At 68.1% G+C, this 22,007-nt stretch carries 19 protein-coding genes; 4 read left to right on the top strand and 15 right to left on the bottom strand.

Going from position 1 to position 22,007, the window contains the following annotated elements; genetic code table 11:
- Positions 1-11: 11 nt before the first annotated feature.
- The 13 genes from WT26_RS33680 to gbpA all read right to left on the bottom strand — a co-directional run bounded on the left by WT26_RS33680 (position 12) and on the right by gbpA (position 11,918).
- Complete coding sequence (locus tag WT26_RS33680) at positions 12-545, bottom strand: type II secretion system protein (protein ID WP_059853498.1); 534 nt, start codon at positions 543-545, stop codon at positions 12-14.
- Complete coding sequence (locus tag WT26_RS33685; protein ID WP_029226971.1) at positions 532-927, bottom strand: type II secretion system protein; 396 nt, start codon at positions 925-927, stop codon at positions 532-534. The genes WT26_RS33680 and WT26_RS33685 overlap by 14 nt, the downstream gene beginning before the upstream one ends.
- Entirely contained in the window at positions 902-1,423 is a 522-nt protein-coding gene (locus tag WT26_RS33690) for a prepilin-type N-terminal cleavage/methylation domain-containing protein (RefSeq protein ID WP_080406022.1), read from the bottom strand. The genes WT26_RS33685 and WT26_RS33690 overlap by 26 nt, the downstream gene beginning before the upstream one ends.
- The gene (locus WT26_RS33695) at positions 1,420-3,750 is read right to left on the bottom strand and encodes a secretin N-terminal domain-containing protein (protein ID WP_060139386.1); all 2,331 of its coding nucleotides are present in this window, start codon (positions 3,748-3,750) and stop codon (positions 1,420-1,422) included. Before WT26_RS33695 ends, WT26_RS33690 begins: the two co-directional genes overlap by 4 nt.
- A gap of 31 nt (positions 3,751-3,781) precedes the next feature.
- A complete protein-coding gene (locus WT26_RS33700) occupies positions 3,782-4,267 on the bottom strand; it encodes a hypothetical protein (RefSeq protein WP_230461680.1) in 486 nt (161 codons plus the stop codon).
- Positions 4,268-4,278: 11 nt separating this feature from the next.
- Positions 4,279-4,833 (bottom strand): hypothetical protein, encoded by a 555-nt coding sequence (locus WT26_RS33705; RefSeq protein ID WP_059853492.1) that lies wholly within the window; start codon positions 4,831-4,833, stop codon positions 4,279-4,281.
- The gene (locus tag WT26_RS33710) at positions 4,830-5,360 is read right to left on the bottom strand and encodes a hypothetical protein (RefSeq protein ID WP_059533970.1); all 531 of its coding nucleotides are present in this window, start codon (positions 5,358-5,360) and stop codon (positions 4,830-4,832) included. Before WT26_RS33710 ends, WT26_RS33705 begins: the two co-directional genes overlap by 4 nt.
- Positions 5,357-6,130, bottom strand: a complete 774-nt coding sequence (locus tag WT26_RS38735) for a hypothetical protein (RefSeq protein WP_230461681.1) — start codon at positions 6,128-6,130, stop codon at positions 5,357-5,359. The genes WT26_RS33710 and WT26_RS38735 overlap by 4 nt, the downstream gene beginning before the upstream one ends.
- On the bottom strand, positions 6,111-7,739 hold the full coding sequence (locus tag WT26_RS33720) for a GspE/PulE family protein (protein ID WP_069271723.1): 1,629 nt from the start codon (positions 7,737-7,739) through the stop codon (positions 6,111-6,113). The genes WT26_RS38735 and WT26_RS33720 overlap by 20 nt, the downstream gene beginning before the upstream one ends.
- 335 nt (positions 7,740-8,074) lie before the next feature.
- Positions 8,075-9,259 (bottom strand): type II secretion system F family protein, encoded by a 1,185-nt coding sequence (locus WT26_RS33725; protein ID WP_069271929.1) that lies wholly within the window; start codon positions 9,257-9,259, stop codon positions 8,075-8,077.
- Positions 9,260-9,261: 2 nt separating this feature from the next.
- Entirely contained in the window at positions 9,262-9,774 is a 513-nt protein-coding gene (locus tag WT26_RS33730; protein ID WP_059823657.1) for a transglycosylase SLT domain-containing protein, read from the bottom strand.
- On the bottom strand, positions 9,749-10,189 hold the full coding sequence (gene gspG / locus WT26_RS33735) for a type II secretion system major pseudopilin GspG (protein WP_010090091.1): 441 nt from the start codon (positions 10,187-10,189) through the stop codon (positions 9,749-9,751). Before gspG ends, WT26_RS33730 begins: the two co-directional genes overlap by 26 nt.
- A 268-nt stretch (positions 10,190-10,457) precedes the next feature.
- Entirely contained in the window at positions 10,458-11,918 is a 1,461-nt protein-coding gene (gbpA, locus tag WT26_RS33740; protein ID WP_059876634.1) for an N-acetylglucosamine-binding protein GbpA, read from the bottom strand.
- Between the two features lie 309 nt (positions 11,919-12,227).
- On the opposite strand from gbpA, the gene WT26_RS33745 reads away from it, so the two are divergent.
- Entirely contained in the window at positions 12,228-15,098 is a 2,871-nt protein-coding gene (locus tag WT26_RS33745; protein ID WP_269466178.1) for a glycosyl hydrolase family 18 protein, read from the top strand.
- A gap of 114 nt (positions 15,099-15,212) precedes the next feature.
- On the opposite strand, the gene WT26_RS33750 is transcribed toward WT26_RS33745, so the two are convergent.
- Positions 15,213-17,522, bottom strand: coding sequence for an ATP-binding protein (locus WT26_RS33750; RefSeq protein WP_069271725.1), 2,310 nt, complete (start codon positions 17,520-17,522; stop codon positions 15,213-15,215).
- A 215-nt stretch (positions 17,523-17,737) separates the two neighbouring features.
- On the opposite strand from WT26_RS33750, the gene WT26_RS33755 reads away from it, so the two are divergent.
- The 3 genes from WT26_RS33755 to WT26_RS33765 all read left to right on the top strand — a co-directional run bounded on the left by WT26_RS33755 (position 17,738) and on the right by WT26_RS33765 (position 21,033).
- Positions 17,738-18,658 carry a LysR substrate-binding domain-containing protein gene (locus WT26_RS33755; protein ID WP_059523279.1) on the top strand — a complete coding sequence of 307 codons (921 nt, stop codon included), beginning with the start codon at positions 17,738-17,740 and terminating at the stop codon, positions 18,656-18,658.
- Positions 18,659-18,885: 227 nt separating this feature from the next.
- A complete protein-coding gene (locus tag WT26_RS33760) occupies positions 18,886-19,668 on the top strand; it encodes an ABC transporter substrate-binding protein (protein WP_069274975.1) in 783 nt (260 codons plus the stop codon).
- 249 nt (positions 19,669-19,917) lie between these two features.
- Positions 19,918-21,033, top strand: a complete 1,116-nt coding sequence (locus WT26_RS33765) for a succinylglutamate desuccinylase/aspartoacylase family protein (protein WP_069274976.1) — start codon at positions 19,918-19,920, stop codon at positions 21,031-21,033.
- A gap of 94 nt (positions 21,034-21,127) precedes the next feature.
- On the opposite strand, the gene WT26_RS33770 is transcribed toward WT26_RS33765, so the two are convergent.
- Positions 21,128-21,937 carry a MetQ/NlpA family ABC transporter substrate-binding protein gene (locus WT26_RS33770; RefSeq protein ID WP_069274977.1) on the bottom strand — a complete coding sequence of 270 codons (810 nt, stop codon included), beginning with the start codon at positions 21,935-21,937 and terminating at the stop codon, positions 21,128-21,130.
- Positions 21,938-22,007: the final 70 nt, after the last annotated feature.

Here is a 22,007-nt window from a genome sequence, read left to right on the forward strand (position 1 = left end):
CGCTTCCTCTGTCAGTGTGCCGCGCCGGACGTCGGCGCATTCGCTGCGTTCGCCGCTGCGTCGGCCGGCGCCGGGGGCAGGTACACGAAAGCCCATTCGCCGTACGCGGCGCTGTCCTCGAACGCATCGTATCGCGCGGGGAAATTCCCGCGCTTCAGCGGTCGCCCGGGCGCTTCGCTGTATACGCCCATGATCCCGCCGTCCGGCGCTTTCACGAGGCCCCAGGACGCCGATCCGGTCAGCGGGTCGGCATACAGGCGCCGCAGGTGACGCAGCGTCGGCAGCGCCCGGCGATCCTCGAGCAGCGCGTCGAGCGACTCGGGATAACGGCTGCCCCCCGCGGCATTGTAGTAGCTTGCGATCGCCGCGCGGAACTGGTCGCCGACGAACAGCAACTGCGCCTCGCGATCGCGTTGCTGAACCGTCTTCCAGATGCGCGCGGCCTGGGTCATCCCGATGCCGAGCGCCGCGACGAGCATCAGCACGCCGAGATACGCGACGCCGCGCTGCGCGCGCGGGCCGCGCCGCCTGTCACCACGTCTCATAAGCGGTCCCATCGAGTGCACGCCCTTTCGCGCCGCTTTTCACGTCGCCGACGCCGCCCGCCTCGTCCGCCCGCGGCAGCCACGAGCCGCGCTTGCCCGTCACCGGGTCGAGCGGCATCTCGCGCAGATAGCGGCGCTCGACGAGCGCGTCGAGCGATTCCGGATTGCGGCCATGATCCGCGCGATAGTCGTCGATCGACTGCCGCAGCGTGTTCAGGTTGTGCCGCAGCACCGTCTCCTTCGCGCGGTCGCCCTGCTTCAGGTAGCCGGGCGCGACGAACGCGGTGAGCGCCGCGATGATCGCCATCACGACGAGCAGTTCGACGAGCGTGAAGCCGGCGGCGCGGCGCATGCGTTTACCACTGGTTGTACGGGACGCCATCGAGGCCCTCCTTGCGGTTGGTCGAACGGATGTCGAATACGTCGTCGCCGGACGAGAAGGACGCCGCGTCGCTCGCGTAGCTGCGCGTCTCCCACATGTCCTCCGGCGCCTTGCCGTCGCATTCGCACATCGGATCGGCAGGAATCTTGCGCAGGAAATAGAGGCGCGCGCCGTCCGGCGACTTCTTGTCCTCGACGCCGTCGACGAGCGTGCGCAAATCCGGCGGATAGCCGCTCGCGTCGACGCTGCGCTCGACCCGTCCGTCGTCGGACGCCGCCTTGTACGCGTCGAGCGCCGAGCGGATCACGACCAGCGCGCGCCGCAATTCGGCCTCGTCGCTGCGGCGCTTGACGAGATCGGTCAGCGGCAGCGCGACGGTCGCCAGCAGCGCCAGCAGCGTCAGCGCGACCAGCAGCTCGATCAGCGTGAAGCCGCGCGCGCCGAAGGCGCTACTCCGCAGGAAGCGCCCGTTCGGAATCGGCCTGCGCGCGCTCATGCGAAACCCCGGCCGCGCGGGAACAGCAGCGGCGCATCCGCGTGCATGCGCGGCTCGGACTGGCGCCCGCTCGCGTCGCCGCCGGCAAACGCCAGCAGCGCGCCGAACAGCGAGCGCACCATCGCGGTCAGGCCGCGCCCGTCCGGTCGCGCGCCGCGCGATTCCGGCGCCCGGGCGTCGGCAACCGTCACCGGCGCAGCGGATCGCGCAACCGGCGCCGCCTCGCCCCGGCCGCTTGCCCGGTCCAGGTCGATCCGCTCAGCCGCGATGTCCGCAAGCACCTGGCGGGCAGCCGGCGCGACCACCGCAGCCGCGGCCTTCATCGCCGCGGCCGGCTCGCGGCCTGCGTCCGCATGCGTGCGCATCATCCCTGCACCGCGCGCGTTGCCGCCGCCCGCCGGATTCCCCGCCGCCTTCGGCGCCTCGGCGTCCGTCTGCGGCGCGCCGTCGGCTGCGTCCGCTGCGTCGGCCGCTTCCGCGCGTGCCGCGGGCGCGGCGGGCGTGGCGGGCTCGATCGGCGCGTCGAGGTCGGGGCCGTCCTTCGAGTCCGCCCGCGCCGGCACGGCCCGGGCGGATTCGAGCGTCAGCGCCTCGGTCGTCACGCGCGATTCGGTGCCCGACAGGAACGTCGTCACCGCCGACGTCGGCAGGTCGAGATTGCGCTCGATATGCGGCGTGATCAGCAGCACGATTTCGGTGCGCTCGTTGCTGCGGCCGTTCGAGCCGAACAGCCGGCCGATCACCGGCAGGCCCGACATGCCCGGCAGCCCCGCGATGTTCTCGCTCTCGTTGCGCTTGACGAGGCCGGCGAGGATCTGCGTTTCGCCGTTCTTCGCGGTCATCAGCGTTTCGGCGTTGCGCGTGCCGAGCGCATAGGCGACGAGCCCGGTCTTCGTGGTCTCCTTCGACAGGATGCTGCTGACCTCCATGTTCACCTTGACGCTCACCTCCTCGTTCAGGCTGATGCGCGGCTCGACCTTCAGCATCAGGCCCACGTCCTGGTAGCTGACCGATTCGGTCACGACGCCGTTCGCGTTGGTCGTGGTGACGATCGGCACCCGCTCGCCGATCTTGATGTTCGCCTTCTCCATGTTGCGCACGCGGATCTTCGGATTCGCGAGCGTCTTGGTCTTGCCCTGCTTCTGCAGCATGTCGATCGCGAGCGCGAGCCCGCCCGATTCGCTGGATACGCCGACCCGGTCGCGGTTCAGGCGCAGCAGGTCGCCGAGCGTCAGCGCGCCGCCTTCGACGCCGCCGAGCGCGCTGAACTGCACCTTGCCCGGATACTGGACGCCGAGATCGAGGCTGTCGTTCATGTTGACTTCGAGCACCTGCACGTCGAGCGTCACCTCGGACTGCGGAATGTCGAGGCCCATCACGACGCGCTCCGCGACCTGGATCGTCTCCGGCGTGTCGCGCATCACGACGGCGTTCACGCGCTCGTCCACGTACACGTCCTTCGGCTTGATCATCTGGCGCAGCGCGGCCATCACCGACTTCGCGTCCGCGTGCGACAGGAAGAACGTGCGGATCGCGAACTCGGTGTAGTTGCGCGCCTTGTCCGGCTGCGACGGATAAATGAGCAGCGTGTGCCGGTCGAGCACCTTCTTCTCGAGCTGGTTCGTGCGCAGCAGCAGGTTGATCGCATCCTCGGCCGTCGTCTTCTCGGCGAGCAGCGTCGCGCTCTGGCTCGTGTCGACGTCGCGGTCGAACACGAAGTTCACGCCCGACACGCGCGAGATCACGTCGAACAGGTTCGAGAGCGGCTGCTGCTTGAAGTTGAGCGACACCGGCTTGCGCAGCGCGTCGGACAGTTGCGGACGCACCGGGCGGCTCGCCTGCGATTCGCGCAGCAGCGTGTCGCGCAAGCGGCCGGCCTCGGCGTGGTTCGGCTGCTCGGCGAGAATGCGCCGCGCAATCTCGAGCGCTTCCTGCGGCTTCTCGGCGCGGATGCGCTGCGCGCGCGCCAGCTCGACCGCCATCTGCTGACGGCGCTTGACCTGCTCGAGCGCCTGGCTGGCCTTGAAGTTGCCGGCGTCCTCGGCGAGCACGTTGTTCAGGTGATCGATCGCGGCGGAATGGTTGCCCTGCGCGCTCTGGCGCTCGGCTTCCTTGAGTTCCGCGCGCACGTACTCCTGCCGGCTGAATTCGACGGCGGTCGTGAGCTGGATGTCCCGCGGCGCGGCCTGCTGCTTCTGCTGCAGCGTTTCGAGGCGTTCGGCGGGCGTCGCGCCGGCGTCGGCCGGCGCGGCCTGGAACGGGGTGCTCGCGCATCCTGCCAGCGCGAGCGCCGAGAGCACGAGCAAAAGACTGACGGTACGTTTCATGATGGGTTTCGGCACATGTTCGGTTCGGGATTCAGGGATTCGCGGCGGGCACGATCAGCTCGTGATCCGTGCTGCCGCGGGACACGATCACCGGGCCTTGCGCGCCCAGCGTCTTCAGCCGGTAGCCGTCGGCGACCTCGCCGCCCGGCAGCACCGCGTCGCGCACGCCGCAGCGGGATTCGCACAGCAGGAACGTCCGGCCGCCGCCTTCCAGCAAGACGATGCGCTTGCCGTTCTCGCGCCATTCGCCGGCGATGTCGAACGGCATCGGCTCGACCGGGCGCGCATCGATCGGCGCGTCGAGCGCCGGCGGCTCGGGTTCGGGCTCGGGCGCCGCGACGGGCGCCGGCTCGGCCGCGCCCGCATCCTCGGCGCCGAGCGACGCCCAGTTCTGCGCGGGAAAGACGTCGACGATGCGCGGCGCTTCCGCGGCCGGGGGCGCGGCGCCTTCCTGCGCGGCGCTGCCGCCCGCGAAGCCCGCGGCCGCCAACGCCAGCGCCGCGGCGATCGGGATCATGGGCGCGCGCATCATGTGTCCGGCCCCAGCAGGCTGACCCGCAACTCGACGTTCACGTTCGGGCTGTCGATCCGCTCGCGCTCGATCGTCACGCTCTCGATGCGCGCCATCGGCTGGTTCGCGATCGCGCGCATCGCTTCGCGCAGCCCGGCATAGGTGCCGGTCATCGCGATGCCGATCGTGAGCCGCCGCAGCTTGCCTTTCGCCTCGACTTCGCGGCGGTAGGTCGCGTGCTTGCGCTCCATGCCGTGCTGCGCCAGGATCTGGAACACCGAATACGCCTGCTCGCTGCTGCGCAATTGCTGGACTTCCTGCAGGGTCATGCCGCCGTCGCGCGTCTTCGCGCCCGGCTTCGGCAACGCGGCCAGCTCCTGCGCGCGAGCCGCGCGCTCGGCGTCGAGGCGCTCGCCCTCCGGCTGCAGGTGCAACGCATGCGCCCCGAGCAGCCCGCAGACGAGCCCGCCCGCCAGCAGCCCCGGCACGCCAAGCCTGCGAGCCGCCGCATAGGCGCCCCAGCGCAGCCGCGCGGCGAGCGACGCCATGTCGATTGCTTTCAGGTGTGTCATGGATGTTCGATGCTCAGGCTGAAATGAAAGATGTTCCGGCCGTCTTCGGCCTTGGTCCGGTGCTGCAGCAGGCCGATCTTGCGATCCGGATGCCGGTCGTTCAGGCGATCGACGAAGATGTACACGTGCGACAGGTCCGCCGCGCCGCCCTCGATGCGCGCCTCGCGGCCGGCCTTGTCGACCGTCAGCGACTTCAGCGCGATCTGCGGCGTCCACGCGTGCTCGATCCAGTCGACGACCGACAGGCCCGAGCCGTTCGCGCTCATCCGCTGCTCGGCGAGCACGCGCTCGATGCGCCGCTGTTCCGGCGTCATGGTCTTCTGCCTGCGCTGCTCGCGCTCGGTCGCGCGCTTGCGCTGCTCGATGCGGCGTTCGGCCTGTTCGACGTCGTCGCGCAGCTGATCGACGCGCGACCACTCGCTCGCGACGAATGCACCGGTCAGCAGCGCGCAGCACAGCGCGACGGCGGCCCACGGCGTGATGCGCGCGCGCGGCGCGGCAAAGTCCAGTTCGTTCAGCCGCTTCATGCGCCGTGCTCCTGCCCGTTCGCCGTCGCGGCGGGATCGTCGTCGAGCAGCACGACGCCGCCGTCCGCGTCCCCGGCCGCAATCGAGCCGCCGAGCGCACTCGCATAGGCGTCGCCGATCGCCGGCTGCGCGGCCATCAGCGCCGCGGCGGCGAACCAGTCGTCGAGCCGGCGGCCGCCCGCACGCGGCAACGTGACCACGTCGGCCCATTCGCCCGCCCGGCGGAACACGCACGTCACGACGCGCGGCTCCAGCAGCGCGTAGCGGAAGTCGTCGCCGGTCAGGCGATCCGCGTGCGCGCACAGGGACGCCGACAGCGCATCGCGAAAGCCCACGAGCCGCCAGCCGGCTGCGCGGCTCACGTTGGCTAGCGTCGCAAGCAATGCGTCGCAAGCGGCCACCGCGAGCCGCGCGCGGCCGTGCCGCCCGTCCTCGATGCGAATCCGCGACGCGCCGCGCTGGGCGCGGGCGGTGAACAGCGCGCGCGCATACGCGTCCCACGCGGCGTCCGACACCAGCCCGTCCTGCCAGGGCAGCACGACGCCGTGCGTCCACGGATGCCCGGCGACGACGTGCACGCGGTTCAGCATCGGCACGCGCGCTTTCGGCAGATCGCCGAGCACGTGCGCGAGCGCATCGCCGGGCCGGCCGTCGTGCTCGACGACGACGTGCGGTTCGCCCGCGCGCCGCACGCGCCAGCCCGCGCACTTCCACATGCGCAGCGCGTCGGCGTCGAGCACGACGATGACGTCATTCCACGGCGATCGCACGCTGCACCTCCTGGAACGTGGTCAGCCGCGCGCGAATCGCCGCGAGCCCCGCATCGCGCATCGACCGGTGGTCGGCATTGGCCGCGAGCGCCTGCGCGCGCTTCTCGATCGAGCGCTCGAGCAGCGCGGCCTTCATCGCCGCATCGAGCGTCAGCACTTCGGCAAGCCCGATCCGGCCGTGATACCCGGTGCCGCGGCACGTGTCGCAGCCCGTGCCGGGCGTCACGACGCGCTTGAGCTCGTCCGCCGGCGCGTCGGCGAGATCCGCGCCGTCCGCGCCGCCGCAGTGCGGGCAGATCCGCCGCACGAGGCGCTGCGACACGACGCCGTTCAGCGCCTCGAGAAACGTCGACGGCTCGACGCCCATGTAGATGAAGCGGTCGATCACGCTGAACCCGTCGTTCGCGTGCACGGTCGACAGCACGCGGTGGCCGGTGAGCGCCGATTGCACCGCGATCGACGCGGTCTCCTCGTCGCGGATCTCGCCGACCATCACCGTGTCCGGATCGTGACGCAGGATCGCGCGCAGGCCGCGCGCGAAGGTGAGCCCCTTGCGCTCGTTGACCGGAATCTGCAGCACGCCGCTCAGCTCGTATTCGACCGGGTCCTCGATCGTGATGATCTTGTCGTCGCCGGTGTTCACCTCCGACAGCACCGCATACAGCGTCGTCGACTTGCCGCTGCCGGTCGGCCCCGTCACGAGCATCAGCCCGTAAGGCCGATGCGCGAGCGCGCGCACGCGCCGCGCGGTATGCGCGTCGAAGCCGAGCACGTCGAGGCTCACGCTCTCGCCGCGCTGCGACTTGTCGAGCACGCGCATCACCGCGTTCTCGCCATAGGTGCCGGGAATGATCGACACCCGGAAATCGACCTCGCGGCCCTGCATCACGACCTTGAAGCGGCCGTCCTGCGGCACGCGCTTTTCCGCGATGTCGAGCGTCGCCAGCACCTTGAGCCGCGACATCGTCTGCGCGGCCGCCTCGAGGCCCGGAATATGACGGATCGACTGCAGCACGCCGTCGATCCGGTAGCGGATCGACAGGCCGTCCGGCACGGCTTCGAGGTGAATGTCGCTGGCGCGGCTCTGCAACGCGTCGTACAGCGTCGTATTGACGAGCCGGATGATCGGGCTCTCGTCCTTCGCGATGCTCGCGAGCGAAATCGATTCGATCGCCTGCGCGAGCGAATCGCCCTGCGCATCGATCGTCACGTCGTCCATCAGGCGCTCGTTCGACTCGATGTCGCCGAGCAGCCGCTCGACTTCGCCCGGCGCGCTCATCGCCAGTTCGACCGGCCGCGCGCCGAAGCGCGCGAGCAGCTCGTCGCGCACGGCCCGCGCGAACGGATCGGCCAGCACGATGCACGGCGCGCCGCCGATCTCGACTGGCAGCACGCGCCAGGTCAGCGCCTCGGGCAGCGGCAGCAGGTCGAAGCGCGTCGGCGCGCCGCGCAGCGCGTCCGCGTCGAGCGCGCCGATGCCGAGGCAGGCGGCCACGTCGGCCAGCGGCGTCGCATCGGCGCGCATCAGGCCGTCGACGTATTGCGCGAGGCCGATGCCCGACGCGCCCGATTCCGACAGCCAGTGTTGAGCGATGTTTTCTGTTTTCAAGGTTGACTCTCCTGTTAGGGCCTGTTCACGCTAATAACGGGCTTGCGAACGTGCCTTGCCGGTCGCAGTGCAAGGAGCACGGAGCGCCGTTTGGCCGAGCCAAACAAGCGACGCGCGACGCCGCAATGCGGCCGGCAAGGCACGTTCCCCTGATCTTAAAAATTCATTCTCGGGGCTGGCCGCCAGAAGGGCCGATCGCCGCGTCATGCTCCTTGCGAATACGCCCGGTATTCGCTGCGTCCCATTCCTTGCGCTCGGCCCTTCTGGCGGCCAGCGCAAGCCCGTTATTAGCGTGAACAGGCCCTAGTTGCGGAATCGCGAACGCCTTCGGATCGCTATCCGATGCTGCCGGCCAATTCGAAGATCGGCATGTAGAGCAGCAGGACCACCGCGCCGACCGTCGCGCCCACCGCGAGCATCAGCACCGGCTCGAACACCTTGCTGAGCATTTCGATCGAGCGGTCGAGCGCGCCGTCGTGAAACTGGGCGATGTGCTCGCACATCCCGCCGAGGTCGCCGCTTTGCTCGCCGACGCGCAGCAGCCGCTCGGCGACCGACGTCGTGAGCGCATGCGCGGCGAGCACGGACGCGACCGGACGCCCGGCGCGCAGCTCGGTCAGCGCGGCGCCGAGCCGCGCCCGGAAATGCTCGGGCAGCGTCTTGCCGGACAGCTCCAGCGCCGCGATCACCGGCGTGCCGCCCGCGATCAGCAGGCCGACCGTCCGATAGAACCGCGTGAGCGCGAACAGCGCGCAGACGTCGCGCACTTTCGGCGCGCGCCACATCAGCCGCTGCGCCGCCCGCCTGACGGCCGTCGAGCGCACCGCCAGCGCCGCGCCGGCGAACGACGCCGCGACCGCCGCGCCGACCGCCATCCCGTTCTCGCGCAGCAGCGTCGCCCACCAGAGCATCGCCTGCGCGGTCGCCGGCAGCGTGGTCAGCGACTCGAACACCACCGCGAAGCGCGGAATCACGAAGAACGCCATGAACAGCAGGATCGCGACGCCCACGCCGATCACGACGGCCGGGTAGATCAATGCGCCCATGACCCGCTTGCGAATCTGTTCGATTCGCACTTCGTATTGCTGATAGCGCTTCAGCGCGACGGGCAGCTGGCCGCTGCCTTCCGACGATTCGACCGTCGCGACGAGCAGCGGCGGAAAGACGTCCGGCTGCTGCGCGAGCGCCTTCGACAGCGGCTGCCCTTCGACCATCACCGCGAGAATCCGGTCGATCACGTGCTTCGCCGCCTTGCCCGCGTCCGCCTTGTCGCGCAGCGCCTCGAGCGCCTCGATCAGCACGAGGCCCGCGTCGAGCAGCGTCGACAGCTCCTGCAGGAACAGCGCGAGCGCGAATTTCGGCGCGCGGCCGCGGCGCCCGAGGCGCGCGTCGCGGCGAATCTCCAGCACGGCGATGCCTTGCACGGCGAACCGGGCGCGCACTTCCGCCGCGCTCGCGCCTTCCACCGTCTGCTGCACGATCCGGCCGTCGGCCAGCATGCGTATGCGAAAGGTCTCCATCGTCACCTCCGCCATGCGTCGAGCATGGCGATGCTGGCGTCGCGATCGGTCGTCAGCTGTCGGTACTCGCGCCAGACCTTGGTCGCGTAGGCCTTGCGCGCCGGCTCGCGTTTCGGCGAGGAGCCGGCGTTGTACGCGCCGACCGCATTCCACGTGTAGCCATGCCGGTCGATGAATCCGGCGAGAATCGATGCACCGGTGTCGATCGACGTGCAGGGTTCGTCGATCAGGCGCTTGTGCGTGACACCGACCTTGATGAGGCGCGGCAGATGCGAGCTGTTGATCTGCATCAGCCCGATGTCGTAGGTGCCGTTGCGGTTGTGGTTCATCGCGCGGGGATTCATCGCCGACTCCACCTTCGCGATCGCGGCGAGCAGCAGCGGATCGATGCCGTGCCGCTCCCCCGCCTTCGTGAAGCAATCCTGGGCTGCGGCGCCGGACACGCCGGCGGCGAACAGCGCCGCCGCGGCGAGCCAGCGACGCAGGCCCTTACATACCGTAGACGAGGTCCGCATCGTTGCCGCTCCCGCCAACCCGTCCGTCCTTGCCGAGCGACACGATCTCCGCCTCGCTGTCGCGGCCCGGCACGTTCCATTGATATGCGCGGCCCCAGCCGTCCTTCGGCACCGCCTTCGCGAGATACGGCCCGTTCCAGCCGTCTGCGTTCTGCGGCTGCTTGACGAGCGCGTCGAGCCCCTCGTCGGCGCTCGGATAGCGGCCGGTGTCGAGCCGGAATTGCGTGACGGCGTCGCCGAGCGTCTTCATTTGCGCTTCGGTCGACCTGACCTTTGCCTTGTCGACCTGCGAGAACAGCTTCGGCCCGACGTAGCCGGCCAGCAGCGCGATGATCAGCAGCACGACCAGCAGCTCCAGCAGGGTGAAGCCCTTCTGGCCGCGCCGCTTGGTCCATGTCGGATAGTTCGGTTTCACGTTGTATGCCCTCGGTAGAGATCCCGGCGTGCTTCGCTGCCGGGGGCCGTCGTGTCGCAGACGGCGGGTGAATGGGGCGCTTTCGGATTACGTGTTCGACTGCGGGAAAGCGCCGATCGATGACGTCATTTTCCGAATGTGAGGAGAGCGTCGCAATTTTCATAAACGAAGTCTCAACGCGCGTCGAGACGCACGTCACGCACGCGCCGTAAACGATCGAGCCGCACGCCTTGCGGCGTGCGGCTCGCGTGACGTCCTCCTCGCGTCGTTACTTGCTACATGCGCCCAGGTCCTTCCACACCTTGCCGGTGTGGTCGGCGCCCGTCGTCGCCGGCGTGCCCGGCACTTCGTTCTGGGTCCACCAGCGCGCCTCGTAGGTGCGGCCGTTGTGCTGCACCTTCGCGCCGCCCGTATAGGCCGTGCCCTGCTTCCACGCCGCCTGGCACTGCGCGCCTTCGCCGCCGCCGGATTCGCCGACGAGCTTGAACGTCGCGGTTTCCTGCTTCAGCGTGCCGCCGTCGATCTGCGACGTCGCCACGGCCGTGTGCGAGCCCGCCTTCGCGTTCGCGATGTCGACGTTCACGTCGCCCTGCATCCGCATCGTCATCGACTTCGAGCCGACGAGCGAATTCGCCGCGTCATACACCTTCACGGTGACGCTGGTGTCCTTCGAGTGGTTGAACTTCAGGAAGAACTTCGCGGTCGCCTTGCCGTTCTGGATCTTGAACTCCGGGTTGCTGGTGATGCTGAAGCCTTCGTCGATGCCGCCCTCGGGCTTCTGCTCGATCGTCGTTTCGGTGCGCACGATGCCGCTGCCGCTCTTCGCGTACACGTCGTTCTTGCCGAGCGACGGCTCGATGCGGCCGTCGCGCTCGATGCCCGCCAGCAGGTTCGCCGACTGCACGCGGTTGATTTCCTTCGCGAGCAGCATCGGCCACATGTTGCGTTCGCCCTGCTCGGCCGTCGCGATCGTCACGGTCGACTTCATCGACGGCACTTCGCCGCCCGACTTGAACACGCGGTTCGTGACCTTGTCGCCGGCCTTCAGGTCCATCGTCGGCGCGATGCTGCCGACCGACGACCAGCTCGGCTTGCCCGGATCGGTCGGGCCGCCGTCCGACTTGATGTTCAGGTCGGCGACGTTGTAGAACATGCCGGCCGTGTCGCCGACGTGCCACGTGGTCAGCATCACGTGATGGCCGGTGCGATCCGACGGGATCGTGCAGCTATGCGGGCCGATTTCGTCAGCTTTCTTCATGCCGCCGTCGATCGTGCAGAACGGCGTCAGGTCGAACTGGTCGCGGGTGAGCGCCTGGTTCGGGTTCCAGCCCTGCTTCGTCAGGTAGTACTTGAATTCCTTCGTCACGTGCGGCGCGGTGAACGTCCACTTGAATTTCTGCGCGCCCGGCTTGATGTCGTTGATCTTCCAGCGATCGACGGTCTGCTCGTTGAGCTCGCTGAACTGCGTGACGCCGCCGCTCGCGATCTGGCCGTCCGGCGCGCCGGCCTGCGGGAAGCCTTGCTTGCCTTCGATGCTTTGCGGCTCCCACGTGACCGAGCCGCAGTTGAAGTTCTGGGCCGCGCCTTGCTTCGAGCTGCACAGCAGGTTGCGCGACGGCGGATCGGCGAGGTAGCCGTGCGCAAACGCATGCTGGGCGAAGAACATCGATGCGCACGCGACGAGCGGCGACAGGGTGAAGAGGGTCTTTTTCGCTGTTCTGGTTCTCATCTGGTTGAGTTTGATTGAGGGTTGATCGGAAATTCGTTCAGCTGACGGATCGCGAGCGTTTCGCCGCGAATCGCGCGCCGCACGGCGCTGCCGACGAGACGCGGATCGCAGTATCGCGATGCGCGACGCATTGGCGAATCTTCCTAAACGATCTCTCAAAGAAACCCGCTCGCCCGCCGCGAAACGGCGGGCGCCGCGCGCGGGTCTTGAGATTGTCTTCAGATTCGTTGTCGTCGATCCGCGGCTGAAAAAGAATGTGCGAGCTTTTCCGGCACCCCTCTTCAAACACAAGGATGGATGGCAATCAAATTGAAATCGAACAAACGCATTCCCGGCATCGCGGCGCATGGCCGCTCTTTGCGTCGTGAGCATCTCGCCTTTGCGACCCTCGCCGCCGCCAGCGCGCTGTGCTTCGCGAACGCCGCATTCGCCGCGCCCGGCAAGCCGAGCCTGAAGCAGTACGAAATCACGTCGCAGCCGCACGGCTTCGTCGAGATCGATCTGCAGAAGGCCAACGGCGGCGCCCCGACGTACAAGGACGTCGTCAAGCTGAACAAGAAGGTCGACGTGCCGCTGCCGTTCGACATCTGGAGCAACGGCACCGCGGTGAAGGCCGTCGCGGTGGTCGACGGCGTCGTCGATCCGACGTCCGAGATCAGCATGACCCCGGGCGGCACGCAAAGCGGCAAGGTCGTCGCCAACGTGAAAACGCCGGGCTCGAAGAAGATGCAGGTGCGCGTGATCGACGAGAAAGGCGCGTCGTCCGACAGCGCGCCGCTGGACGTGATGGTGTTCGACACGATCCCCGAGCTCGCCGACAACCTGCCGAACAACGCGGACAAGAACCACAAGCCCTATGCGAACAAGTCGGGCTCGGTGGTCGGCACGTACTTCGCGACGTGGTCGATCTACGAGCGCAACTTCAGCGTGGACAACGTGCCGGTTGAGAACCTCACGCACATGCTGTACGGCTTCGTTCCGATCTGCGGCGGCAAGGACGTGAACGCGTCGCTCGCGAAGGACCTGCCGGGTTCGTTCAACACGCTGCAGCAGAGCTGCGCGGGCCTGCCCGACTTCAGCGTGACGATTCACGACATCTACGGCGAGATGTCCAAGCAGCTGCCTGGACAGGGCGCGAACTCGAAGCTCAAGGGCGTGCTCGGCCAGATGATGGCCGCGAAGAAGCGCAATCCCGACCTCAAGATCCTGCCGTCGATCGGCGGCTGGACGCTGTCCGACCCGTTCTTCTTCATGCACGACGCGGGCAAGCGCAAGGTGTTCGTCGATTCGGTCGGGCAACTGCTGCGCACGTGGAAATTCTTCGACGGCGTGGACATCGACTGGGAATTCCCGGGCGGCAAGGGCGTGAACCCGAACCTCGGCGATCCGCAGAAGGACGGCCAGCTGTACGTCACGCTGATGAAGGAGCTGCGCCAGATGCTCGACGGCCTGTCGAAGGAAACCGGCAAGACCTATCAGCTGACGTCGGCGATCGGCGCGGGCAAGGACAAGATCGACGTGGTGAACTACAAGGACGCCACGAAGTACATGGACTACATCTTCGACATGACGTACGACTTCTACGGTGCGTTCAGTCTGACGGATCTGGGTCATCAGGCGGCGGTCTACGCGCCGAAGTGGGCGCCGGACACAAAGTACACGACCGACAACTCGATCAACGCGCTGCTCGCCCAAGGCGTCGATCCGAAGAAGCTCGTGGTCGGCGCGGCCGCCTATGGCCGCGGCTGGACCGGCGTGTCGGGCTACGCGGACGGCAACCCGTTCACGGGCACCGCGAAGGGGCCGCACAAGGGTCAATGGGAGCCGGGCATCCTCGACTACAAGAAGCTCAAGGCGGAGATGATCGGCCCGAACAACGCCGGCATCAACGGCTACGAGTACCACTACGACCAGACCGCGGAAGCGCCGTACGTGTTCAACAAGAGCACGGGCGACCTGCTCACGTTCGACGATCCGCGCTCCGTCGTCGCGAAGGGCGACTACGTGCGCAAGCATCAGCTCGGCGGCCTGTTCTCGTGGGAAATCGACGCGGACAACGGCGACATCCTGAACGCGATGCACAAGGGTCTCGGCCACGACGACAACGGCGGCGGCGGCGCGGAGAACCATGCGCCGGTCGCGAACGCCGGCGCCGACATGACGGTCACCGGGCCGCAGACGGTCACGCTCGACGCGTCGAAATCGCGCGACCCCGACGGCGACAAGCTCACGTTCAAGTGGGAGCAGGTCGGCGGCGACCCGCTGAAGATCGCCAATCCGGCGAGCGCGAAGGCAACCGTCGACGTCCCGGGCGTGAAGCAGGACACGAAGTACACGTTCCGCGTGACCGTGACCGATCCGGCGGGCCTGAACGACGCCGCGCAGGTCGTCGTGACCGCGAAGGCGGACGGCGCGGTCGAGCCGCCGCCGGCGGAAAACCGTCCGCCGGTCGCGCGCGTCACCGGCCCGGCAAGCGCGTCGGCCGGCCAGGGCGTGGTGCTGTCGGCCGAGAAGTCGACGGACCCGGACGGCGACAAGCTGACGTTCCAGTGGACGGTGCCGGCCGGCATCGACGCGAAGCCGGCCGGCGCGACGCTGAGCTTCACCGCGCCCGAACTGGCGAAGGACCAGTCGTTCACGTTCGCGGTCAAGGCCAGCGACGGCAAGCTGTCGTCCAGCGCGACGCATACGGTCCTCGTGAAGGCGAAGGATGCGGGCGGCGGCAACGGCGGCGGCGAAGGCGGCAAGTACCCGGCGTACAAGGCCGGCACGCAGTACAACGCCGGCGATATCGTGTCGAACCTTGGCAAGCTTTACCAGTGCAAGCCGTTCCCGTACAGCGGATGGTGCTCCGGCGCGCCGAGCGCGTACGAGCCCGGCAAGGGCTTCGCATGGAGCGACGCATGGACGCTCTATGGCGATGACGGCGGCAACGGCGGCGGCGAAGGCGGCGGCAACGGCGGCGGTGGCAACGGCGGCGAAGGCGGCAACGGCGGCGGCGACCACCCGCAGTACAAGGAAGGCACGAAGTACAACGCCGGCGACATCGTGTCGAACAACGGCAAGCTGTACCGCTGCAAGCCGTTCCCGTACACCAACTGGTGTTCGATGGCTGCGTGGGCCTACGAGCCGGGCAAGGGCACCGCATGGGACCAGGCATGGGAGGTGCACAAGGAATAAGCCGACGTCCGGCCGCGCCGCGGCCGGCATGAAACCCGCGTCTCACGCGTCCGGCATCCGCTGATGCCGGCCAGGCCCTCGCCTCGCGCGAGGGCCTTTTCGTTTACGCGTCCGTCACGCTTCGTCGAGCGTCTGCGCGGCGGTTCTCGGCAGCCGCACGGTGAAGCGGCTGCCCTGCCCCGGCGTCGACGTCACGTCGATCGAGCCGCCGTGACGCTCGCTCACCGCCTTCACGAACGGCAGCCCGAGCCCGACGCCGCGGCTCGCGTCGCGATACGTTCCGTCGACCTGGAAGAACGGCTCGAACAGGCGCGGCATCGCCGCGGCGGGAATCCCGATGCCCTGGTCCTGCACGCTCACCGCGACCTGCCGGTCGTCGGCGTCGATCCATACGTCGACGGCGGTGCCCTCGTCCGAATACTTGATCGCGTTGTCGAGCAGGTTGGTCAACGCGCGCATCAGCATGTCGCGATTGCCGAGCACGAACACGTCGTCGCCGTCGTAATGCGGGCCCTCGACCCGGATGCGCTTCGCGTTCGCGCCGTGCCAGACCTGATCGACCGCCTCCGTCGCCAGGTCGTTCACCGACACCGCCACGTATGCGCCGGTGTCGAGATGCTCGGCGCGCGAGAGCTGCGTGAAATCCTGCGCGACGCGCAGGCTGTAGTCGACGAGCTTGTGCAGGTCCGCGAGGAAATCCGGATCGGCCGCGCCGTCCGCGTGGCCGCGCTGCTCGAGCAGCGACAGCACCGTCGACAGCGGATTGCGCAGGTCGTGCGCCATGTGGCGCAGGGTCAGCCGGTCGCTTTCGACCGCCGCCTTGATGTTGTGGATGTCAACGAGACACACCATGCTCGCCGTGGCGCCGTGCCCGTCGCCGAACGGCGTCACCATCATCATCTGCGTGCGCGCGTTCAGCGTCAGCTCCGCCGAGCGAATCTTCCCGCTCGCCTTCGCGGCGAGGATCTCGTCGTATGCGATGGCCAGCACCTGCCGGGCGGCGGCGTCGCCGTCGACATCGACCGATTCCAGCATCGCCCTGCCGCGCTCGTTGCACATCATCAGCTTGCCGTTCTGCTCGACGAAGATCGGATACGGCAGCGTCTCGATCATCGAGACATAGGCGGTCTGCCATTCGCGGATGCGCTGCATCGCCACCGCGACGTCATCCCCGGCCGGCATCGGGCCGCCCGCGTCCGGCGCGCGCTCGAAGCCGGCGAGCGCGTGCTGGCCGATGAGCCCGCGCAGCATTCCGTATTCCTTCATCAGGAATCCGCGCAAACTGCCCGCGCGCCGCCAGCCGCATATCGCGAAAACGAGCACGCATACGGCGAGCGGCGGCCCGACCGGCGTCCAGTACGACGCATACGCGAGCAGCGCCAGTTCGACGCCGACGAACGCCGCCAGCCACGCGAGCGCGAACGCGACCATGCGCCACCCCGGCACGAACAGGCAGATCAGCAGCATGCCCGTCGCGACGGCGACGTTGACGGCCACCTGCATCGCCGCGGGCGGGCGCTGCAGGATGCGCCCGTCGAGCAGCGCCGCGGTCACGAGCGCGTCGACCTCGACGCGCCGCAGCCGGTCCTCGTACGACGACGACAGGTCGAAGACGCCCGACAGATCCGACGTCCCGTCGCCGACGTAGACGATGCGGCCGCGCCACGCGGATGCGGGAACGCGCCCTTTCAGCACGTCGACGTACGAATAGCGGTCGAGGTCGAAGCGCGTCGGCAGGAACAGCGAAAGCGTGCCGGCTGCGACATGGCCGAGCCTCGACACATGATCCTGCGCGTAGCCGCGCACGTCGCCGCTCGGCAGCGACGCGCCGGCGACGCGGATCGCCTGCAGCGCGACGTGCGGAATCTCCTCGCCCGCGCCGCCGACCGCGACGTACGGCACGATGCCCTGCACCAGATGGTCGCTGCCGAGCACGACGCTGCGCTGGCCGATGGCCGCCGCCGCGCGCAGCAAGGGCGGCGCGGGCGGCATCACGGTGTCGGCGCGCGCCGCTTCGGGCGACACGTGCGCGGGCAGCACGACGCGCCCATGCCGGGCGATCGCGGCCGCGAGCGCGGCGTCGCCCTGCGCGGCGCTGATCATCGTCATGTCCAGCACGACGCTCGACGCGCCGCCGAGGCGGTCCAGCACCTGCGCATAGGACGCGCGCGCGTAGCTGACGCCGCCGCCCAGTTCCGCGATCGTCTTCCTGTCGACCACGATCACCGCGACCTTGTCGCGCGTGCCATGATTCATGCCGGTCGCGACGAGATGCCAATACAGGCGGTCGAGCGGCGACAACAGCGTCTCGGCGGCCGGCGTGCAGCCGAGCGCCGCGAGCAGCGCGACCACGGCCATCAGCGGCCAGACCGCCGGCAGCCCCGACGTCACCTTCCCCGAAACACGATCGAGCCAGTCACGCATCAAATGGTTTTTCCCGGATATTTTTTTGAATTGGCCGAATTCATGTCGCGTGCGGCCTTCCGGTCGCTATCTTGCCCGAACGGCGCCGGATTTTGTCGGATAAAGATCCGGTTTGCGTCGCAAATCCGTCCCGCTTTGCAAACCCGGCCTCGCGATGCAAATAAGAACCGCTAAGCGAATTCGCCGGCATCACCCCATGCACCCGGACCCGCCCCATGACCCGCATCCGCAATCCCCTGAACATCGCGCAGCTCCAGGCGTTCGTCTCCGCCGCACATCACAAGAGCCTGCGCGCCGCGGCGCGCGAACTCGGCGTCACGCAGCCCGCGATCACGCATACGATCCGCGAGCTCGAGACGGCGCTCAACGCGGAGCTGCTCGCGCGCAGCGTGCGCGGCGTCGAGCTGACCGCGTGCGGCCATGCGCTGCTGCCGCGCGCCGAGCAGCTGCTCGGCGACATCCGCCGCACGGTCGAGGCCGTCGAACAGGTGAAGGGCGAGATGTCGGGGCGCGTCGCGGTCGGCACGATGCCGTCGATCGCGCTGACGGCGCTGCCGCGCGCGGTGACGGCATTCCGCCGGTCGATGCCGGACGTGAGCCTGCATCTCGAGGAAGTGACGGTGCCCGACGCGCTCGCGCAGTTGCGCAACGGCACGCTCGACATCGCTGCGATGCACCACGTGCCCGCGCTCGATCGCGATTTCACGCAGTTGCCGCTGTTGTCGACCGAATTCACGGTCGTGATGCGCGAAGGCCACCCGCTCGCGCACGCGCGCCGGTTAGAGGAATTGCTCGACGCCGAGTGGATCGTCACCGTCGGCGCCGAGCAGTTTCCGCACAGCGTGATGGTCGGGATGTTCGAGGCGCACGGGCTGCCGCTGCCGAAGCGCCTGCTGCGCTCGCCGATGTCGTTCGCGGTGACGCTCGGGCTCGTCGCGCGCTCGGACGTGATCGGCTGCTTCACGCGCCCGCTCGCCGCGACGGTCGCGCCGCTCGGCATCCGCACGGCCGAACTCGACGAGCGCATGCCGCGCTTCGACCTGTCGATCATCGCGCGGCGCGACCTGCTGCCCACGCCCGCCGTCACGCAATTCGTCACGTGCCTGCAGCGTGCGGTCAACGAAACGCTCGGCTGAATCGTTCCTGTGTCTGAAACGGCAGCGCACGCAACGCGCCGCCGCCGGGCCCGATATCGGGGCTTGTCCTAGGCGCCCTGCCGGTATTTTGTCTTGATAATCTTTGCGCACGTCGCGCGCCCGCATCGGGTGGGCGAAACGGACAGCCTGACGCGAAGCCGCGGCAGGCCGAAGGCTTACGGCGCGGCACAACCGCGCACCCATCGAACAAAACGAGGAGTCACCGAGTGAAAAAGATTCTTGCGGCTGTGACCGTCGCCCTGCTCGCCGTTTCGGCCGGCAGCGCGTATGCGAAGGACTGGACGACCGTGCGGTTCGGCGTCGACGCAAGCTACCCGCCTTTCGAATCGAAAGGCGCTGACGGCAAGGTGGTCGGGTTCGACGTCGACCTCGGCAACGAAATCTGCCGCCGCATGAACGCGAAGTGCGTGTGGATCGAAAACGACTTCGACGGGATGATTCCGGCGCTGAAGGCCCGCAAGTTCGACGGCGTGCTGTCGTCGATGTCGATGACGCCGGCGCGTCAGGAACAGATCGCCTTCTCGGCGAAGCTGTTCAACACGCCGACGCGCCTCGTCACGAAGAAGGGTTCGTCGCTGCTGCCGGACGTGAAGTCGGTGAAGGGCCACCGCATCGGCGTCGAGCAGGGCACGATCCAGGAAACGTACGCGAAGACCTACTGGGCGCCGGCCGGCGCGACGGTCGTGCCTTACCAGAACCAGGACCAGGTCTACGCCGACCTGATCTCCGGCCGTCTGGACGGCGCGCTGCAGGACGCGGTGCAGGCTGAAATCGGCTTCCTGAAGACCCCGCGCGGCGCGAACTTCGACTTCGCCGGCAAGGATCTCGACGATCCGAAGACGCTCGGCGAAGGCGCCGGTATCGGCCTGCGCAAGGAAGACACCGACCTGAAGGCGAAGATCGACGGCGCGATCGCCGGCATGCGCAAGGACGGCACGTACGCGAAGATCGCGAAGAAGTACTTCGATTTCGACGTCTACGGCAAGTAAGCAGCGCGCGATTTGCGCGCATGCAGACGGGCTCCGCGAGGAGCCCGTTTTTTTATGCGCGCGCGCAACGAATCGTGCGAAACATGCCGGCGCCGATGGCGGGATGCACGTTTTTTTTCGCATTAAACGGATGATTCTCAACGGAAAAACCAGCGCGGCGGAAGCGGTTTGATGGGTTCGCGTAAGGCAACGTACAATCGACCTTCCACGCACACCGGATCATTCGCGGCTGCGCCGCACTCCCCCATCATGCAAACGCAGACCCATCCGCTGATTTCCCCCGCCGTCGGTACCGAACGCCAGATCACGAGCTTTCACTACGGCCCGCGCGGCGGCAAGAAGGTCTACATCCAGTCGTCGCTGCACGCGGACGAACTGCCCGGCATGCTGGTCGCCACGCTGCTGCGCCGCAAGATCGCCGCACTCGAAACGGCCGGCAAGCTGCGCGGCGAAGTCGTCATCGTGCCCGTGCCGAACCCCATCGGCCTGTCACAGCACGTGTTCGGCGATCACCTCGGCCGCTTCGAGCTCGGCTCGATGCAGAACTTCAACCGCAATTTCTACGATCTCGCGGCGCTCGTGCTGCCGCGCGTCGAAGCACGCCTGACGAAGGACGGGGCGCGCAACGTCGCGGCCGTGCGCGCCGCGATGCGCGAAGCGCTCGACGAACAGAAGCCGCGCACCGAACTCGACTCGCAGCGCCTCGCGCTGCAGAAGCTGTCGTTCGACGCCGATATCGTGCTCGACCTTCACTGCGACAGCGATGCGGTGATGCACCTCTACACGAATCCCGATCTGTGGGCGGATGTCGAGCCGCTGGCGCGCTATCTCGATGCAAAGGCGTCGCTGCTCGCGCTGAATTCGGTCGGCAACCCGTTCGACGAAATCCACAGCTTCTGCTGGTCGGATCTGCGCAGCCGTTTCGGCGACCGCTTCCCGATCCCGAACGGCGCGATTTCCGTCACGGTCGAACTGCGCAGCGAACGCGACGTGTCGTACGAGTTCGCCGAAAAGGACGCGCAGGCGATCGTCGAATACCTGACCGAACGCGGTGTCGTCGAAGGCACGCCGGCGCCGCTGCCGCCGCTCGCGCATCCGGCCACGCCGCTCGCGGGCACCGACCCGCTCGTCGCGCCCGTGTCGGGCGTGATCGTGTTCCGCACGCCGGTCGGCGTGATGATCGAGGCCGGCCAGGCCGTGGCCGACATCGTCGATCCGCTGACCGATCGCGTCGTCACGCTGAAGAGCAGCGTGTCGGGCGTGCTGTACGCGCGCCAGATCGTGCGCTTCGCGACGGCCGGCATGGAAGTCGCGCGCATCGCCGGCGCGACCGCGATCCGCACGGGTTCGCTGCTGTCGGCCTGATCACCCGGACGGTCTGCTTCAAACGAAATCGCCCGCTTGCGCGGGCGATGTCGTTTTCACAGGGCGGCCACGTTACGTGCGCCGGCCGTTTGCGTCAGAACGCCGGCACGATCGCGCCGCCGAACTTCTGGTCGATGAACTTGCGCACGTCGTCCGATTCATAGGCCGCGACGAGCTTCTTCACCCACGGCTTGTCCTTGTCCTGCGCACGCACGGCGATCAGGTTCGCGTACGGCCCGCGCAGGTCCTCGATCGCGATCGCGTCCTTCACCGGCGTGAGCCCGGCCTTTACCGCGTAGTCGGTGTTGATCGACGCGGCGTCGAGATCGGGCAGCGCGCGCGGCAACTGCGCGGAGTCGAGTTCGACGATCTTGATCTTCTTCGGGTTCTCGGCAACGTCGAGCGGCGTCGCGTTCACGCCGTTGGCGCCGACGCCCGGCTTCAGCTTGATCACGCCGTATTTCTGCAGCAGCAGCAACGCGCGGTTGCCGTTCGACGGATCGTTCTGGATCCCGACCTTCGCGCCCGCCGGCAAATCCTTCAGCGACTTGATCTTCTTCGAATAGAAACCCATCGGCGCCGTGTACGTGAGCCCGACGTTGACGATCTTGTAGCCGCGCTGCTTGATCTGGCTGTCGAGGAACGGCTGGTGCTGGAAGCCGTTCGCGTCCAGGTCGCCGGCATCGAGCGCCGCGTTCGGCTGCACGTAGTCGTTGAATTCGATGACCTTGATCGCGAGGCCCTCGCGCGCGGCGACCTTCGTCACCTCGGTCCAGATCTGCGCGTCGGGGCCGCTCATCGTGCCGATCTTCAGCGTTTGCGGGTCGGCGTGCGCGCCGGGCGCCGCGAACATCAGGGCCGCGCCGAGCGCGGCAAGGCCGGTCAACCAGTTCGAGCGTCGCATGTGGGTGTCCTCCGTCGCGTGTCGTTGTAAGAGCGCGCATCGTGGCACGGGGCCGGAACGTCACCAACCA

Origin of the sequence: Burkholderia cepacia (genome assembly GCF_001718835.1) — a bacterium.
GTDB lineage: Bacteria > Pseudomonadota > Gammaproteobacteria > Burkholderiales > Burkholderiaceae > Burkholderia > Burkholderia cepacia_F.